Source organism: Larkinella sp. VNQ87, assembly GCF_049445795.1.
Lineage (GTDB): Bacteria > Bacteroidota > Bacteroidia > Cytophagales > Spirosomataceae > Larkinella.
In genome coordinates, this window is the sequence record NZ_JBMSDT010000018.1 from 1 (window position 1) to 17,204 (window position 17,204).

Genomic DNA, 17,204 nt, shown 5'->3' on the forward strand with positions numbered 1-17,204 from the left:
GGGCTTGGGCTAGTTCCAGCACACTGAGACGGTGCTGAGCGAGTTTTTGATTAGCATTCATTTTCTTGGTTTTATTCAAAGTTAAAAATACTAACTTTGTCAAGCAAGAAAGTTAAGAATACAAATAAAATTTCTGTTGGTTACCTGCTGTTTGAGTATCGGCTATTTCTTTGCAGCGAATCAATTCTCCTTCAAACGGTTTTGGGGCGTTGTCGTACAGGCCGAACTGGTTTTTCTCATCCCAATCTTGCTGAAATTACTTTGGTTTTTGTTTGTACAGACGGATTATGATTTGCTTGCCATTAGTCAATTCTATCCCTTATCGGCGCTGAGCTTATTCAATCCGAAAGAAGTGCAACAATACTGGCTTTACCCCTTACAAACCGCCAACCTGTTTGAGTTCGCGTACTGGTTTTTACTGGCTTACGGGGTATCGGATGCCTGTAAAGAGTCGTTCTCAAAAGCGTTTAGCCTGGTACTTTCTTCCTACGGGGTCGGCTTATTGCTTTGGGTAACCCTAGTTGTTTTTGTAACCGTCACGTACGCATCCTGATATGAAAACCGGTTTGAAATACAGCCTATTGATTGGGGTTGTGGGGCTCATCGGGTATTTTCTCAGCCGCACCGTCAGTGCCGTGAGTAGTACTCATGAAATCAAAACCCGACGCCAAACCCTGCCGGATTTTAGTCAATTACCCATTCAGGCACCGTCCAGACCCGTATCACAAGCCATGCTGCAAGGTCGTACCAACATTATTATACTCTTCAATCCGGACTGCGAGCACTGCCAGTATGAAGCCGCCGAGATTAGTAAAAACCGGGATGCGTTGAAGCGGGCTGCCATTTGGATGCTGACGACCGAAAAACCGGCCCGGGTCGGCCAATTTACCCGGCAGTTCGGCCTCGATACGCTTGCCAACGTTTGCGTGGGCACCCTAACGCCGGAGGAACTCACCCAAGCCTTCGGCCCAACCGTGGTGCCGCATTTGTTTATTTACGGCCCCGACGGCAACCTGCGTAAAGAATACAAAGGCGAAACCAAAATGGAAGCTATTCTGCAACAGCTATGACCACACCCAAGCCTATTACCCGCACATTCACCCGCCAACTCGATCAAACCGATTGCGGAGTAGCCTGCTTGCTGTCCCTAATTCGTTACTATGGCGGAGATGTCTCCCGGGAGCGATTGCGCGAACTAAGCGGGACCAGCATCCAGGGAACCACCCTACTAGGTTTGTGTCAGGCGGCAACCGGTCTGGGGTTTCAGGCTGAAGGCTTTGAAGCAGATGGGGTTCAAAATCTGCACGAGTTGTCGTCGCCGGTTATTCTGCATGTCATCCTGGAGGAGCGGCTCCAGCATTATGTGGTGTATTACGGGCTGGCTCCGCATTCGTCAAAGCGGACGGAAACGCCAGCAGGTGATTCCGCCGTAAAATACCTCATCGGTGATCCCGGCAAAGGAATTTTGGAACTTTCGACCGATGAACTCGAAAGCATCTGGCAATCGAAGGCGTTGCTGCAGGTGACGCCAACCGAAGCCTTCGTTCCAACGAATCAGCGACAAAAAAGCCAATGGGCGTGGTTCCGGGAATTAATTCGGGAGGATGTGCCCCTGTTGTCCATCGCGGCAGTTCTGGGCGTACTCATCGCGGTTCTCGGGCTGTCGATGGCCTTGTTTTCTCAACGATTGATCGATGAAATTTTGCCGAAACAGAATACCGAAAAGCTAACGCTCGGGTTGGTCTTATTGGCGGTCTTGCTTCTGGCGCGGGCCGGTCTGAATTATTTGCGCGGGTTCTTTCTTCTTCGCCAAAGCCGCGATTTTAACGTGCGCATCGCCGACAGTTTCTTCCGCGATTTGCTGCGATTGCCCAAGGGCTTCTTCGATACCCGTAAAACCGGCGATTTGGTAGCTCGTTTAAATGACACCCGCCGGATTCAAAGCACCATCAGTTTTCTGACCGGCAGCGTTGTGATTGATGCGTTGGTCGTGCTGATTACGGCGGGGGTGCTTTTTCGGTATTCCTGGCAGATTGGGCTGCTATCGCTGACTTGTTTACCCTTGTACGGCTGGTTGGTCTGGCGGTTTAACGGCCGGATTATCAGCGGGCAGCGCGACGTGATGGCTTCCTATGCCCGGACAGAATCGCATTTCATCGACAGCATGAACGGCATTGGCGCGATCAAAGCCAGTCGGCAGGAAGATTTTTTTGCGAGAATTACCCAAACCGTCTATCAACTCTTTCAGCAACAACTTTATACGCTGGGTTTGCTGGGAAATCGGTACAGCATTCTAAGTGAGGGGTTTGGGGTGGTCCTGTTGATGGGCCTGATCAGCATAACGGCATTTATGGTGTTGCAGAAACACCTGCTGTTGGGCGAAATGATGGCCGTAATCAGTTTGGCCAGTACGCTGATTGGCTCGGTTTCGAAACTATCGATTACCAATATTCAGCTCCAGGAAGCGCGGGTTGCCTTTGATCGGATGCACGAATTTACCGATCTGCCAAAAGAAGCAATGGACACTAACCGCTTCGATACTCATCGTTTTACGGCCCTTCACGTAGAAAAGCTGTCATTTCGCTTTGCGGGTCGCCCGGCTTTGTTGAAAGAGGTATCGTTCACGGTTCGGCGGGGCGAAATCGTGGGGATCGTAGGCGAAACCGGTTCCGGGAAAAGTATGCTGTTGCAGGTTCTGCAAAAATTTTACGAGCCGGAAAATGGACAGCTTCGTGTTGAATTAGAAGCGCAGAATGGAGAAAATACCATAGTCCCGTGGTCAGACCTATCGTTGGCCGACTGGCGAAGTCAGACCGCCAGTGTTCCACAATCAATCAAAATCTTTAATGGTACCTTGCTGGATAATATCTGTCTGGGCAATATCCTGGAAGAAGGCGAAGCGGTGGTTAAGTTCTGTCAGCAATACGGTTTTGATCAGTTTTTCGAGCAACTGCCCCAGGGCTACCTTACCCTGGTGGGCGAAGAAGGAATTAACTTGTCGGGCGGGCAACAGCAGTTAGTCGGTCTGGCCCGTGCCTTGTACCGCCGTCCGCAACTCCTTCTATTGGACGAAGCCACTTCAGCACTGGATCGCCAGACGGAACAGTTTGTACTGAACTTGCTGGATCGTTTGCGTCCTCAGGTGGCAACCGTTTTGATCACCCACAGAAGCCAGTCGGTGCGGCTGACCGATCGGGTGTATTCGTTGCAGACCGGGCAATTGGAAAAGCAAAAAGTAACGGAAGAGGTTGTATGAAATTATAAATGTAAACCGGGTCGTCGGAGCGATGTTGAATGTCGAATGATAAAATGGCTCTGCCCATTACTTTATCATTCGGTATTCAGCGTTTTACATGTTAAGGCCTAGTTGAGATAAATAGTTTAGAGAGCCTGAGTTGACAGTTTTGTTACCCAAAGGTTGCTTAATGAACTTGAAAACTGCTCAGACTATTGATTTAAGAAATAAAGTTAAAAAAGGTATATGAAAGTTGTTACAGTAATTTCTGATAAGGAGAATCGCGAATTTGTTGATTTTTTACTTTACTCATGTATGAGGCTGGATCTGGATTTAGTTGTTCTGTATGCAAACAAATATACTAATCATCGAGTAAAAGATTCATTGCTAATGAATTATCTGTTTTCACAACATGCAGATGAAATTATTATGTTTGTAGATGGATACGATACTATGTTTTTAGCCAGTGAAAGCGAAATTATTGATAAATATTTAAGGTTTAATGCGCCTATCGTCTTCTCTGCTGAAATAAATTGTTGGCCTTATCAAGAATTATCTTTTTTATATCCAAACACAAATACTTATTTCAAATTTTTGAACTCTGGCGGTTTTATTGGAAGAGCTGGAATTATAAGAGATCTCTTGGTGTTAAACCCATCTCCACCTGTCAATTATGGATTTCTGAAAAAAATGAAATGGTTTATAAGTGATAACTTGTATAACACTGACGTTAATCCATATAATAAGTACAAGTGGAGCAACCAATTTTATTGGCATAATATATATCTGAAAAATCGAAAAATTATAAAATTAGATCATCATTGCGAATTGTTTTACACATTGTCAACTGAACTTAGAAAATTAAAAAATAAGAGTAACTTGCTTTTATATGAGGAGACAAATAGGATTAAAGAAGAGTTGACTTTTGTCAATAATAGAATCAGATCAAATATAACTCAAAGCTTCCCTTGCCATATACATTTTAACGGACCAATACCGAAATCCTTAATGGAAGGTGAATTCTTTATGAGATTAAAACAATAATCGTAGTGCTATACTTATAATGATAAGTTATAGTGTATCATCAGGATTTAGGTTGAGTTTCTATGTCTGTCGAGCTTTTTAAAATAAGACAAGTTTAACCTGATTAAACGTGAAACCTTTTGCTGGAGCGTGCAGAAAAACCGTTTGATATGATTTGAATGCTTATTTGTTTATAAAAGTGAGAGTGTTCAGTAAAGTGTGTCAAGATAGTTTAGCACTATCTTGACACACTTTACTGAACACTCTCGATCACCGCAGATCCACAACCTCCACGCCCGGATACTTGCTCTTGTCAAAGACGAAGAAATTGTCGGCCACGGCGACATTCGGCGTAAATTTGTCGATGGTATAGCTGGTGACTTTGCCGTTTTTGTCCGTCAGTTTCCAGCCTTTTACCGATTTATCTTTCTTATTGACCGCAATCTGGACTTTCGTGATTTGGGTATTCTTTTTTTCCGGTGTCAGTTCCACCACTTCCACCGCCTGGCCGCCCTGCTTTTGCTCGCCGATGTACTTGTAATTGTAGCCCTGTTTGTAGATCGAGTAAATCTTCGTCGGGTTGAAGTCTCCGGCGGCCCCGGCGTCGTAATCCTGCACGTTCACTTCGTTCGTTTCCTTGATGTAGGTCGACATGGTTTTGCCGTCGGTAAAGACTTCCTGACCGGCTAATTTCAGCCGAAACGCGTTTTTCTTCACCGTCAGGTCACCTTTGTACGTACCGCCTTCGCCCGTGTAGGTAAAGGTGGCTTTATAAGAGTTTAATGCCTGGTATTTCTTGCTCATCGCGTCCAGCACATCCGCTGCTTTCTTGTCTTTCTGGGCCACCGCCGAGAGCGATACACCCACCAATAACGCCCATAGAAAGGCTACTTTTTTCATGTGTTTTCCGTTTACGTAAATTCCGGGTCAATTGCTAAAACCGGCCGCAAAGTTGCTGACCGTTTTGTAGGTAGACAATAGTTGAGGCAAAAAGTTTAATAGAAAAGGAGGAAAGGACAAACGAAAAGGGGAGCGGTTTGTATCAGCAAGAAGGAGACGTATAAAACCGTCTCCTTCTTGTTTCGGTCAGTTCATATTCTTCAACAGTTCTTCCAGCGTATTCACATCCTGGATGAGCACTTCGCGGGCTTTGCTGCCTTCGAACGCGCCGACAATCCCGGCGGCTTCCAACTGGTCGATGAGCCGACCGGCCCGGTTGTAGCCCAGCTTGAGCCGACGCTGAATGAGCGAGGTGCTGCCCTGCTGGTGATTGACCACCAACCGGGCGGCTTCGTCGAACATCGGGTCACGGTTTTCCAGGTCGATCTCGCGCTCTTCGCTGCTTCCGGCGTCGTCACCGGCAAATTCGGGCAGGTTGTAAGCTGAATCATAGCCGCGCTGGCCACCCACAAATTCGCAGATTTCTTCGATTTCGTTCGTGTCGACAAACGGACATTGCAACCGGATGATGTCGGAGTTGGACGAAAACAGCATGTCGCCCATCCCGACGAGTTGCTCGGCACCACCCGTGTCCAGAATGGTCCGCGAGTCGATTTTGGATGTTACCTTAAACGACAACCGCGCCGGGAAGTTGGCTTTGATCAAACCGGTGATGACGTTCACGGAAGGCCGCTGCGTGGCGACCACGAGGTGAATGCCGATGGCCCGCGCCAACTGCGCCAGCCGCGCAATGGGCTGCTCGACTTCCTTGCCTGCCGTCATCATCAAATCGGCCAACTCATCGATCACCAGCACGATGTAGGGCAAAAACCGGTGACCTTTTTCGGGGTTCAACCGGCGCTGAATAAACTTGGCGTTGTATTCTTTCAGGTTCCGGCACTGGGCGTCTTTCAGCAAATTATACCGGTTATCCATCTCGATACACAGCGAATTCAGCGTGTTGACGACCTTCTTCGTATCGGTAATGATCGGTTCGTCACTGTCGGGTAACTGGGCGAGGAAATGGCGTTCAAGTTTGTTGAACAGCGTTAATTCCACCTTTTTCGGATCGACCAGCACCAGTTTGAGCTGCGACGGATGTTTTTTATAAATCAACGAGGTCAGCAGCACGTTCAGGCCCACGGACTTCCCTTGCCCCGTGGCCCCGGCCATGAGCAGGTGGGGCATTTTGGCAAGGTCGGCCACAAAAATCTCGTTGGAAATGGTTTTCCCCATGACGATGGGCAACTCGAAGTTCGACTTGGAAAACTTCTCCGTGCTGATCACCGACCGCATTGCCACCATCTCCCGGTTTTTGTTCGGAACCTCAATCCCGATGGTCCCTTTGCCGGGCATCGGCGCAATGATCCGAATGCCGAGGGCCGCCAGACTGAGCGCAATGTCGTCTTCGAGGCTCTTGATTTTGGAAATCCGGACCCCGGCCGACGGAATGATTTCGTACAGCGTGACGGTTGGTCCGATGGTCGCTTTGATGCTGTCGATCGTGATGCCGTAATTCTGGAGCGTATCGACAATCCGGTCTTTGTTGGCTTCCAGTTCTTCCGCCGATACCTGGGCTTTCTGGTTTTCCGGGTATTCCGTCAGTAACTCAATCGTCGGGAACTGATACCGGGGCAAGTCGAGCGTCGGGTCATACAAACCGTGCAGCTTGAGGGCATCTTCGTCCACCTCGTCGGTCGGTCCGGCATAGGGTTCGGCTACGGGTTGCGCGGCATCCTCCATCGGTTCGTCGGCGGTGGTATCGGTTACGGTAAACGTCAGCGGTTTTTTACCCAATGGCCCCGGCGTAAGCACTTTTGGGAGCTTCGTATCCGGCTCCGGTTCTGCCGGTATGTCGGCCACCACGGGCGGTTCTGGTTTCGGAACTCCGTTCACCACCGGTTTTACGGGTTTGACATCCACAAAGTCCTCGACATCGTCCTCCTCGTCGTCGTCCTCCGGCTCTTCATCTAAGTCCTCCGCCGACGAGCGCGGGGCCGAAACCGGCTTTTTGGGTAACGAAACAGAGGGAAGTTTGGTGATTCCGTAGAAGAAAATGAGGAAAACAAATAGCGTGAAGCCGATAATAGCCAGGCCGCCCCAACCGATCAGGCTGTACAGCCAGACGTTGATTTCGTAGCCCAGGCCACCGCACCAAACGCTGCCCTGACCGACAGAATCGGTTGCCAGCACAATATAACCGGCCAGCGAACTGAACCAGGCCATGAAAAAAAGCGTGGCTTTCGTGGTACGGCCCAGAGGCAGCAGTTCCCGCCCGAAGACCAGTTTCCAGCCCGCCAGGAACAAAATCAGGGGTAAGCCCAGAGCTGCAACCCCGAACCAGCGGAAAATGAAGACGTGAGCGATGTAAGCACCCAGAATGCCCAGGAAGTTGCGCATTTCGCTGCCCGATTCGCGCAACGGGGCTTTCGTGACCGTGCTCAGCACACTCTGGTCGGCCTGACCCGTCAGCAGATACGAGCAGAAAGCCACCGTTAGACCGAGAGCCAGCAGCATCAGCAGCCCTCCGAAAGCAAGCTGCGACCGCCGGTCGGCTTGCCAGACGGGCCATTTGAACGAAACCGACGAAGGCCGTGCTTTCGGTCGCTCGTTCCGCATTGAATTTTGTCGGTTGATGGGCTGGGTCATGGTTCGTTCGATTGCCTTAAACTACCTCTTCTGCCAAAACTTTGCAAATCTCTTTAGCCAACGTCGGCCCTTCGTAAATAAAACCCGTGTAGACCTGTACCAAACTGGCCCCGGCCCGCAATTTTTCGAGCGCATCCTCGGCCGAGGCAATGCCGCCGACCCCAATCACCGGGAAGGCATGACCCGACTGCTGACAAAGATAACGAATCACTTCCGTCGACCGATGTTTCAGGGGCGCTCCGCTGACACCCCCCGCGCCAATTTTTTCGACGGTTTCGGCGGGCGTTTGCAACCCATCACGGCTAATGGTGGTGTTGGTGGCAATGATGCCCGCAATGCGCGTCGTCCGGACGATTTCGATGATGTCGTCCAGTTGACTGTCGGTCAGGTCGGGAGCAATTTTGAGCAGAATCGGTTTGGAAACCGGTTTTTGGCGGTTTTCGTCCTGCAACCGTTGCAGCAGCGCCATGAGCGGTTCTTTCTCCTGCAAGGCCCGAAGGCCCGGCGTGTTCGGTGAACTGACGTTGACCACGAAATAATCGACGGTATCGAACAGGTCGTGGAAGCAGGCCAGGTAATCGTCCAGGGCGTTCTCGTTGGGCGTCGTTTTGTTTTTTCCGATGTTTCCACCAATGATCAGTTTCGGCCCGGTTTTGCGTTTTCGGAGCCGGTTGGCGGCTGCTTTCGCGCCTTCGTTGTTGAAGCCCATGCGGTTGATGAGGCCCTTGTCCGCTTTCAGGCGGAACAGCCGGGGCCGGTCGTTGCCGGGCTGGGGGCGGGGCGTTACGGTGCCGATTTCGATGAAACCGAAGCCCAGACACGCCAGTTCGTCGACCCATTCCGCATTTTTATCAAAACCGGCGGCCAGGCCTACGGGATTCGGGAACGTAATCCCAAAAAACTCGCGCTTCAGCCGGGGATCTTCGATGGTGAAGAGTTGGCGGGTCAGCCAGCGAAAACCGGGTAGAGCCAGCGAGATCTTCAGGAACGACGTAACAAAGTGATGGATTTGTTCGGCATCAAAGCGAAAGAGGAGAGGCAGGACGACGCGCTTGTACATACCGCAAAGGTACAGCAGCGCGGGGGTGCCGTGCAAGCCGCCCGGTCGATAATTCGGAGCCTGCGCAACGACCGGACGGCGAATACGGTTTTTAGGTTCTACCCAAATCAACCCGCTGTCAGGGGCTTCAACCGTTGACAGCGGGTTGTCTGATTATTCACCAAACAGATCGGACGATAAATACCGGTCGCCCCGGTCGCAGATGATGCAGACGACAACGCCTTCGCTGAGTTCTTCAATCAGTTTGAGGGCTGCGTAAACGGCTCCGCCACTGCTCATCCCGGCAAAGACGCCTTCTTCCCGGGCGAGTCGGCGCGTCATCTGGGTGGCAGCTTCCTGAGAGACCTCGATCACCCGGTCGACCCGTTGGGGTTCATAAATTTTGGGCAGGTACTCTTCAGGCCATTTCCGGATGCCGGGGATCTGCGCACCTTCCGACGGCTGGCAACCGACTATCTGAATTGCCGGGTTTTGTTCCTTTAAAAACCGGGACGTTCCCATAATGGTCCCGGTGGTGCCCATGGATGAAACGAAATGAGTAATTTTACTATGAGTATCTTGCCATATTTCAGGCCCGGTTGTGCGGTAATGAGCCAGGTAATTATCGGGGTTGGCAAATTGGTTAAGCAGGAAATAGTCTCCCTGAGCGGCTTTTTCTTCGGCGTAATCGCGAGCGCTCTCCATGGTTTCCATCAGCACAACGTTGGCCCCAAAAGCCTGCATGGTCAGAATGCGTTCGCGGGTCGAGTTCTTAGGTAAAACTAACTCAATGTCAACATTATAAAGCCGGGCGATCATGGCAAGGGCAATGCCGGTATTCCCGCTGGTGGCTTCAATCAGTTTGGTGCCGGGCTTTAGATCACCCCGTTCGAGGGCTCCTTTGATCATGCTGTAAGCCGGACGGTCTTTCACGCTGCCACCGGGGTTGTGTCCCTCCATTTTGCCATACAACGTGACGTTCGGATTCGGATTAATGCGCTTTAACTCAACGAGTGGGGTATTACCAACAAAATCTAGTAGGGTTGCCATGGAAGAATGCGGAGAATAAGGCCGTTTCTGGAACAAACACGAAGCCGGTTTTCAAAGTTGCAGACCTTTTAAATGTTACCGGAAATGGCCTTCAAGGAGAGTTAAATAGAGAAAAATAAATAAAGCGAAAATTTTTTTGCCGTTATTCCGTAAATTGTTGAAAAAATTTTGCTTTTGTTGATAAATAAAACCCACTTTTGTAACGAGTTACCATACAACGGCAGCGTATATGAAACAATCTCTTCAAGCGCCTACCCCGGCTCCTTTTTCAGAGCACCAGCTCCAGGCCGTCACTCGTCATCTGAATGTTCCTGATGTTGCCCTGCCGTTCTGGGGGCAGCGGAAGCGGATTCCTGCCTACCGGATTACCTGGCTGGAAGGAAAAGGCAACTATACCGTGGTTCATTTCTGTGATGGCACCGAAATGATTGTTTCGCTGACGTTGAAAAAACTCGAAGGTCGTCTTTCGCCGGAGTTGTTTGTTCGACCTCATAAAAAGTGCATCATCAACCTTCTGTATTTGCAGGAGATCCGGTCCGGTAAAACAACCAGCATCTGTCTGGCAAATGGATGCGAAATCGAGGTGTCTCGCCGAAAGACGACGCAGTTCATGAAACTCGTAATCACATTTCAGCAGGAGTTTTTGCCGTTGAAAGTGTATTACGGCAACGCCTGAACGAAAAAAGAAAAGCGGTTTTTCAACCGCCCTTCTCTGTCCTATTTTTTATTCAACTTCGAGAGTTCTTCGTCCCGCAGCGGTCGGCGCAGGATTTTTCCTACGTTGCTTTTCGGCAATTCATTCCGAAATTCAATGTGGCGCGGTCGCTTGTAATTCGTTAATTGCTCTTTGCTGTACTTCAGAATATCGTCGGCCGTCAGGTTAGGGTCTTTTTTCACGACAAAAATCTTGACGGCTTCGGTCGATTTATCGTCCGGAACACCGATACAGGCCACTTCCAGGACACCGGGGCATTTGGCAATCACGTCCTCAATTTCGTTCGGGTATACGTTGAAGCCCGACACCAGGATCATGTCTTTCTTGCGGTCGACAATCCGGAAAAAACCATCTTCGTCCATCACGCCAATATCCCCCGTTTTGAACCAGCCCTCTTCCAGCACCTTGGCGGTTTCATCGGGGCGGTTGTAGTAACCGGGAAACACCTGTGGTCCTTTGGCCCAGATTTCGCCGGGCATGCCCATCGGCGCTTCGGTGCCGTCTTCCTGCATAATTTTCAGTTCCGTACTGGGCCAGGGCAAGCCAATGGTCCCCAACCGGGCGGTGCCGTCGCAGGGGTTCGAGGCCAAAACCGGCGAGGTTTCCGAAAGTCCGTAACCTTCCGAGATGACCACGCCCGTCAACTTCTTCCAGCGCTCGGCCACCGCCGATTGCAGGGCCATCCCGCCCGCCGACGCAATGACCAGGTGACTGAAGTCGACCTCTGTGATGCGCGGGTGGTTGACCAGGCCGTTGTACAGCGTGTTCAGGCCGACAAACATGCTGAATTTGTATTTCTTCAGTTCGTCGATAAACGCGTTCATGTCGCGCGGATTGGTAATCAGGACGTTCAGACAGCCGCTTTTGAGGCCCAGAAACGCATTGACGGTCAGCGCATAAATGTGATAGAGCGGCAAGGGCGTGATCATGATGCACTGCGGGGCTTTGATGCGGTCGATCTGCATCCAGTAATTTCCGGCTATCGTGTTGGCGACCACGTTCCGGTGCGTGAGCATGGCCCCTTTCGAGACGCCGGTGGTGCCGCCCGTATATTGCACAAAGGCCAAATCAGAGCCAACCACCGACACTTTCTGCAACGGCTGGCGGCTTCCCCGACTCAGGGCTTCGTTGAACGAAACCGCCTTGGGCAGGTGGTAGGCCGGAACCATCTTTTTAACATACTTGACGACAGCATTGACAATCAGCTTCTTCGGGAAACCCAGCAAATCACCGATTTGGGTAATGATGACGTGTTCAATGTCGGTCTGCTCGATGATTTTTTCCAGGTTCGCGGCAAAGTTGGCGAGGATCACAAGGGCTTTCGCGCCTGAATCCTTGAACTGGTGCTGCATCTCGCGGGGCGTATACAGCGGATTGGTGTTCACCACCACCAGACCGGCCCGCAGAATACCGAAAATGGCAACCGGATATTGCAGCAAGTTTGGCATTTGTACCGCGACACGATCACCTTTCTGCAAGTTGAGGTCGTTCAGCAGATAAGAAGCAAAATCGCGCGAGAGCTTATCAATCTCCCGAAACGTTAGTTGCTTATCCATGTTGGCGTAAGCGGCCCGGTCAGCGTATTTATGACAACCCTCATCGATCAGTTCGAGTAGGGAGGTGTACGAATCGGGATCTATATCGGTGGGAATACCTTCGGGATAGTGTTTCAGCCAGGGGTAGGACTTGGCTGTCGTCAGGTCTTTCATGGGTTTACACAGTTTTTTGTAAAAATAAGACAAATTTGCAAACCGCCTGCGTTTCCGTAAACTTTAATGCGGGTTTAGAAAACGGCAGCGAATGTATGTCAGGAACGTAACGTGTGGATCAGACGGATGCGGTTCGGCAACAGAACTGACGGAATGCTGCAAAAGTAAACGCCAGCCGACGGTCAGACCAGGTAGAGTCGACAACTGGCCGCATACGATAAACAAGTAACGAAAAAAAACCGCCAAAAGGTTAACGACCGTCGGGAAGAGTTGTTTGGACCAGTCGCTAAATGGCTCTCTCTAAAAGCAGAAAAGGAAGGATGGGCCAAAACCGAATCCGGTTTTGGCCCGGAGATTTTTAGAAGGCAACCGGTTTCAGCCGAAGCCCGGTATCTTCCGGCACCCCGAACAACAGGTTCATGTTCTGAACGGCCTGTCCCGAAGCGCCTTTGGTAAGGTTATCGATAATGCTGGTAACCAGCAACTGGCCATCGTGCAGTTCCAGGTGAAGCAGGCATTTGTTCGTATTGACCACCTGCTTCACATCCACCGGCGCGTCGCTGAGGTGCGTGAATGGGTGCGGCTGATAATAGCTGCCGAAAAGCTGTTTGGCTTCTTCCAGACTACCGGCGTAGGGCGTGTAGACATTGGCCATAATGCCGCGCGTGAAGTCGCCCCGGTAGGGCACGAAATGAATGGCCGGCGCAAAACCGGGTTGCAGGGCGGTCAGGCTCTGGCGAATTTCTTTCAAATGCTGGTGCGTAAAGGCTTTGTAAATTGACACGTTGTTGTTCCGCCAGGTGAAGTGCGTCGTCGAACTCAGCGCCTGCCCCGCACCGGTCGAGCCGGTAATGGCGCTGACCTGAATGGCGTCGGTCAGTAAACCGGCTTTGGCGAGCGGAAGCAGGGCGAGTTGGATGCTGGTGGCAAAACAACCCGGATTGGCAATTTTCGTCGCCGACGGAATGCGCTCGCGCTGCAATTCGGGCAAGCCGTACACAAAACCGTTCGATTCGTCGCGGAAGTCGGTGCTGAGGTCGATGACGTTCAGCGAATCCGGAATCGGGTTTTCGGCCAGAAACTTCGCCGATTCGCCGTGGCCGGAGCAGAGGAAAATCACGTCCAGGCCAGGCTGCCGGACTAGCTCGCGGGTATCGTCGCCCGAAAACGTCAGGTCCGTATCGCCCAGCAAGTCGGTATGCGTGCTGTAAACCGGTTTTCCGGCCTGGCTTTTACTGTGAACAAACGCGATCTGGGCGTTGGGGTGGTTGATCAAAATGCGCAGCAATTCGCCACCGGTGTAGCCTGCTCCGCCAATAATGCCGATCTGAATGGTACTCATAAAGTTTGGTAGAGCCTGATGTGCTCCTGAATGAAACGCTCCCACGAGAACAATTGTGCCCGTTGAAGCGCTTTGGTTGCTAATTCATTGCGTACGTCCGCCGAGCCAACGACCCACAGCATAGCCTGGGCCAGCGCGTCGGCGTCGGTGGGCGGTATCTGAAGGGCCGCGTCGCCGACCACTTCCGGCAACGACGAGACATTCGACGTAATCACCGGCAAACCGCATTGCAGGGCTTCCAGCGGAGGCAGCCCAAAGCCCTCGAAGAGCGACGGATACACAAATGCCAGCGCCCCCGAGTAGATGGCCGCCAGATCGTCGTCGGGCACAAAACCGGTAAAAACCAGCCGCGACCGAATCCGCTCGTTCTTCGCCAGTTTCGGCAAGACCTGATCCATTTTCCAGCCTTTGGTGCCCACCAGCACCAGCTTGATTTCCGACGGTAGCTCACCGCTCTCGGCTAATTGCACGAAACAGCGAATCAGGTGGTCGAGGTTCTTGCGGGGTTCGAGCGTGGCCAGACTGAGCAAGTACGGTTCGCTGCCCAGCCCAAACCGTTGCTGCGTCGCCTGAATCCGGGCAGTATCCGTAACCGGGTAAAACAAGTCCGGGGAAGCCGCCAGATGGATGGGCGTCACGCGGTTCGGGTCAAAACCAGTATACTGGCAAAAGTCGTCTTTAGTGGCCTGCGAAACCGTAATCACCTGCGCGTCGGGCGGCAGCGTGCTGATGGCATCTTTGACGGCCCGCTCGCCCGCCGGAAACCATTCGGGGTGGTGAATCGGAATCAGATCATGCACCGTCAGCACTTTCCGGATGTGGGGCATGCGCCCGATGTCGTCCGGGATCGCGAAAAACGGCGAGTGATAAATGGCCCCTGACGGCAAGCGTTCGGCCAAAAAACGGGCCTCCTCGGCCTTCAGCGCCTTCCGGCTGCGGTAAAACACCTGCCGGATGACTTTCGATGGCAGACGCTGGGGCGCAAACGGCCTGAGCAGAGCGTTCTCAAAACCGGCCCAGCCCAGGTCCACCGACCGGTTGACGAGCGGAGGAGCTTTCTCCCCAAACGTTTCGCGCGCATACCGCAGGGTCTCGGCCACGTGCGTCGGAGCCGCCAGCGAGAGCCGGACCTGCGCCGATTCGTGCAGCCCCCGGATCAATTGCTCGGCCACGCGCCCCACGCCCGTTTTGGCCTGACGGTAATAAAACCCAATCCCCGGTAAGCTGGCGTCGATGATTACGTCCAATCGATAAATGAATATCGAATAATGAATAATGAATATTGAATAACGAAATCAAGCAGCGCCACTTCAACATTCGTTATTCGCTGTTCATTATTCATTATTCATTATTTAACCTGGCTTTCTTTCACTTTCTCATAAATCATCACCTGATTCGACATGACTTTCGAGAAGCCGCGCACATCTTCGCCGGTCCAGGCGTTGTTCATTTCGCCGTAGCTGCCGAACGCCGATGACATCAGATCGAACGGCGATTCGATGCCGAGCACCTGGAAGCGGTAGGGCGCCAGCAACACATGTACTTTGCCCGTCACGTGCCCCTGCGTATCGCTTAGGAAGGTTTCGATGTTGCGCATGACCGGGTCCAGAAACTGGCCTTCGTGCAGCATCGTGCCGTACCAGTTGGCCATCTGGTCTTTCCAGTATTGCTGCCATTTGGTCAGGACGTGCTTTTCGATGGCGTGGTGGGCCTTCAGGATAATCAGCGGAGCCGGAGCTTCGAAGCCCACGCGGCCTTTAATGCCGATGATGGTGTCGCCCACGTGAATGTCGCGCCCGATGCCGAACGGTCCGGCCAGTTCGGTCAGTTGCTGAATGGCCTGGATCGGGTTGCCGGCGGGTTCGTCGCCGATACCGACCAACTCGCCTTTTTCAAAATGCAGCGTGATCTGCTCCGGCTCGGTTTTGGTTACCTGCGTCGGCCAGGCCGATTCGGGCAGAAAACCGTGCGACGTCAGCGTTTCGCGGCCCCCGACCGAGGTTCCCCACAAGCCTTTGTTGATCGAATAAGCGGCTTTATGCCACTCCTGATCGACCCCTTTGGATTTGAGGTATTCGATTTCGGCTTCGCGCGAGAGTCGCAGGTCGCGGATCGGCGTAATGATCTCGGCCTCGGGCGCAATGATGCGGAACGCCATGTCGAACCGAACCTGGTCGTTGCCCGCGCCGGTGCTGCCGTGCGCAATGGCGTTGGCGCCGATGTTCCGGGCGTATTCGGCTACGGCAATGGCCTGAAAAATCCGCTCGGCACTGACACTCAACGGATAGGTGTTATTTTTCAGGACGTTACCAAAAACCAGGTATTTCAAACATTGCTGGTAATAGTCCTCGGTTTTGGCAATGGTCGCGTGGCTTTTGACGCCCAGCGAATACGCCCGCGCTTCGATGGCTTGCAGGTCCGCTTCCGAAAAACCGCCGGTGTCGACCAGCACGGAATGGATTTCATACCCCAGATCTTCAGACAGGTACTTTACACAAAACGAGGTGTCGAGACCTCCGCTAAACGCAAGAACTACTTTTTTCGGTTGAGACATTACAGTGAACGATGGAACGAATGGGAATAAGGTTGCAAAACTAAAAAATCCCTTCCAGCCGACCGCCGAAAGGGACTTAAAATCACTTGACTACAAGCAGAATGACTCCATTACCCGACGGTTTCCAGTTCCCGTTCGGGTTTCCTCGTCCGCGGACGATCCTGAAAACGCATCAAAATGCGTTGTTTGATGCGCATCCAGCGCTCGTACAGCTTGGATTCTTTGAGAAAATTCCACTTTTCGGGTTTCTCCGTTTTTTTATGCTGTTCCGGATCGTACAGCATGCCTGTACACAGGCAGTGCTTCCGGTTGGTCCGGGTCAGAATGTCGTAATTGACGCAGCTTGAACAGCCTTTCCAGAACGCATCGTCGGCCGGTAACTCGCTGAATGTCACGGGTTCGTAGCCCAGGTCCGAGTTGATCTTCATCACGGCCAGGTTGGTTGTCAGGCCGATGATTTTGGCATCCGGGTATTTGGTGCGGGATAGCTTAAAGGCCGCGTTTTTAATGCGGGTGGCAATCCCGCTTTTCCGGTGGTCGGGATGCACGATCAGGCCTGAGTTGGCCACGAACTTGCCGTGCTCCCAGGTTTCGATGTAGCAGAAACCGACCCATTCGCCATCCTTTGTGGTGGCCACAATCGCTTTCCCCTCCAGCATCTTCTCCATCAGGTACAAAGGCGAGCGTTTGGCAATGCCCGTACCCCGCGCCTTGGCGCTTTCTTCCATCTGTTTGCAGATCGTTTCGGCCAGTTGAAGGTGGTTTTCGTCGGCGACCTGAACTACATAAGTATCGTTGTTTATGTCGGGAATCATCGTCGGTTGATCGAATAAATGCTCCTTGTCCGGCCAGAAACCGGGTGGGTTTGGATCAAAAAGTTTGTTGAAAAAGTAAGAACTGGAAAGGGCTGAACCGCAGGAGCGGACGCTCACCGCATAGGCAAGCAGAA

General features: G+C 52.0%; 14 protein-coding genes. 5 read left to right on the forward strand and 9 right to left on the reverse strand.

Annotated elements, in window-relative coordinates; all coding sequences use genetic code 11:
- The first annotated feature begins 247 nt into the window (after positions 1-247).
- From ACO2Q8_RS25845 to ACO2Q8_RS25860, 4 genes are all read left to right on the forward strand, one after another.
- Entirely contained in the window at positions 248-553 is a 306-nt protein-coding gene (locus tag ACO2Q8_RS25845) for a hypothetical protein (protein WP_423347784.1), read from the forward strand.
- A 1-nt stretch (position 554) separates the two neighbouring features.
- Positions 555-1,070, forward strand: coding sequence for a peroxiredoxin family protein (locus tag ACO2Q8_RS25850; protein ID WP_423347785.1), 516 nt, complete (start codon positions 555-557; stop codon positions 1,068-1,070).
- Positions 1,067-3,256, forward strand: coding sequence for a peptidase domain-containing ABC transporter (locus tag ACO2Q8_RS25855; protein WP_423347786.1), 2,190 nt, complete (start codon positions 1,067-1,069; stop codon positions 3,254-3,256). Before ACO2Q8_RS25850 ends, ACO2Q8_RS25855 begins: the two co-directional genes overlap by 4 nt.
- A gap of 225 nt (positions 3,257-3,481) precedes the next feature.
- The gene (locus ACO2Q8_RS25860) at positions 3,482-4,279 is read left to right on the forward strand and encodes a glycosyltransferase domain-containing protein (RefSeq protein ID WP_423347787.1); all 798 of its coding nucleotides are present in this window, start codon (positions 3,482-3,484) and stop codon (positions 4,277-4,279) included.
- A 249-nt stretch (positions 4,280-4,528) separates the two neighbouring features.
- Here ACO2Q8_RS25860 and ACO2Q8_RS25865 read toward each other — a convergent pair whose 3' ends face one another.
- The 4 genes from ACO2Q8_RS25865 to cysM all read right to left on the reverse strand — a co-directional run bounded on the left by ACO2Q8_RS25865 (position 4,529) and on the right by cysM (position 9,935).
- A complete protein-coding gene (locus ACO2Q8_RS25865) occupies positions 4,529-5,158 on the reverse strand; it encodes a LolA family protein (RefSeq protein ID WP_423347788.1) in 630 nt (209 codons plus the stop codon).
- A 186-nt stretch (positions 5,159-5,344) separates the two neighbouring features.
- Positions 5,345-7,846 (reverse strand): DNA translocase FtsK 4TM domain-containing protein, encoded by a 2,502-nt coding sequence (locus ACO2Q8_RS25870; protein WP_423347789.1) that lies wholly within the window; start codon positions 7,844-7,846, stop codon positions 5,345-5,347.
- 16 nt (positions 7,847-7,862) lie between these two features.
- A complete protein-coding gene (locus ACO2Q8_RS25875) occupies positions 7,863-8,906 on the reverse strand; it encodes a quinone-dependent dihydroorotate dehydrogenase (RefSeq protein WP_423347899.1) in 1,044 nt (347 codons plus the stop codon).
- Between the two features lie 153 nt (positions 8,907-9,059).
- Positions 9,060-9,935, reverse strand: coding sequence for a cysteine synthase CysM (cysM, locus tag ACO2Q8_RS25880; protein ID WP_423347790.1), 876 nt, complete (start codon positions 9,933-9,935; stop codon positions 9,060-9,062).
- A gap of 229 nt (positions 9,936-10,164) precedes the next feature.
- Here cysM and ACO2Q8_RS25885 point away from each other — a divergent pair, with 229 nt between their 5' ends.
- Positions 10,165-10,611: a LytR/AlgR family response regulator transcription factor gene (locus ACO2Q8_RS25885; protein ID WP_423347791.1), complete on the forward strand. Its 447-nt coding sequence runs from the start codon at positions 10,165-10,167 to the stop codon at positions 10,609-10,611.
- 41 nt (positions 10,612-10,652) lie between these two features.
- On the opposite strand, the gene ACO2Q8_RS25890 is transcribed toward ACO2Q8_RS25885, so the two are convergent.
- The 5 genes from ACO2Q8_RS25890 to ACO2Q8_RS25910 all read right to left on the reverse strand — a co-directional run bounded on the left by ACO2Q8_RS25890 (position 10,653) and on the right by ACO2Q8_RS25910 (position 17,070).
- Positions 10,653-12,359, reverse strand: a complete 1,707-nt coding sequence (locus ACO2Q8_RS25890) for an AMP-binding protein (protein ID WP_423347792.1) — start codon at positions 12,357-12,359, stop codon at positions 10,653-10,655.
- Between the two features lie 358 nt (positions 12,360-12,717).
- Positions 12,718-13,701, reverse strand: a complete 984-nt coding sequence (gene argC / locus ACO2Q8_RS25895; RefSeq protein ID WP_423347793.1) for an N-acetyl-gamma-glutamyl-phosphate reductase — start codon at positions 13,699-13,701, stop codon at positions 12,718-12,720.
- Positions 13,698-14,948 (reverse strand): glycosyltransferase family 4 protein, encoded by a 1,251-nt coding sequence (locus ACO2Q8_RS25900; protein ID WP_423347794.1) that lies wholly within the window; start codon positions 14,946-14,948, stop codon positions 13,698-13,700. The genes argC and ACO2Q8_RS25900 overlap by 4 nt, the downstream gene beginning before the upstream one ends.
- A gap of 101 nt (positions 14,949-15,049) precedes the next feature.
- Positions 15,050-16,255: an argininosuccinate synthase gene (locus tag ACO2Q8_RS25905; protein WP_423347795.1), complete on the reverse strand. Its 1,206-nt coding sequence runs from the start codon at positions 16,253-16,255 to the stop codon at positions 15,050-15,052.
- A 110-nt stretch (positions 16,256-16,365) separates the two neighbouring features.
- Entirely contained in the window at positions 16,366-17,070 is a 705-nt protein-coding gene (locus ACO2Q8_RS25910; RefSeq protein ID WP_423347796.1) for a GNAT family N-acetyltransferase, read from the reverse strand.
- Positions 17,071-17,204 lie beyond the last annotated feature (134 nt).